The sequence below is a fragment of the Catellatospora methionotrophica genome (assembly GCF_011297335.1).
GTDB lineage: Bacteria > Actinomycetota > Actinomycetes > Mycobacteriales > Micromonosporaceae > Catellatospora > Catellatospora methionotrophica.
The window spans coordinates 1-815 of the sequence record NZ_JAAOTJ010000054.1; the positions used below are offsets into that span (position 1 = coordinate 1).

Here is an 815-nt window from a genome sequence, read left to right on the forward strand (position 1 = left end):
GGTGACGAGTACACGAACCTGGCGCTGCTCACCGACGGCCTGCGCGCCGAGCGGGAACAGGGCATCACCATCGACGTCGCCTACCGCTACTTCGCGACCCCTCGGCGCAAGTTCATCATCGCCGACACCCCCGGCCACATCCAGTACACCCGCAACATGGTCACCGGCGCATCCACCGCCGACCTCGCACTCGTGCTCGTCGACGCCCGCAAGGGCATCGTGGAGCAGTCGCGCCGGCACGCGTTCCTGTGCTCACTGCTGCGCGTGCCGCACCTGGTGCTGTGCGTCAACAAGATGGACCTGGTCGACTTCGACCAGACCGTCTACGACCGCATCGTCGACGAATTCACCAGCTTCGCCGCGAAACTCGACATCACCGACCTCGCGATCATCCCCATCAGCGCCCTGAACGGCGACAACATCGCGTCCCGGTCAGCGAACATGCCCTGGTACGACGGCCCCAGCCTGCTGCACCACCTCGAACACGTACACATCGCCTCCGACCGCAACCTCGTCGACGTCCGCTTCCCCGTCCAGTACGTCATCCGCCCGCAGTCCACGACGGTCACCGACTACCGCGGATACGCCGGACAGGTCGCCTCCGGGATCATGAAGCCCGGTGACGAGGTCATGGTCCTGCCCTCGGGCATGACCACCAAAATCGCCGGAATCGACACCGCCGACGGCCCCGTCACCGAAGCATTCCCACCCATGTCAGTGACCGTCCGACTCGAAGACGAGATCGACATCTCCCGCGGCGACATGATCTGCCGCCCGCACAACACCCCGGCGGCCGCGCAGGACATCGAAGCCCT

1 protein-coding gene is annotated in these 815 nt (G+C 65.8%); it reads left to right on the forward strand.

Annotation, left to right across the window (positions count from 1 at the left end; translation table 11 throughout):
- A partial coding sequence (locus HAV40_RS37855) for a sulfate adenylyltransferase subunit 1 (RefSeq protein WP_240935379.1) occupies window positions 1-815 on the forward strand: 815 nt, incomplete at both ends.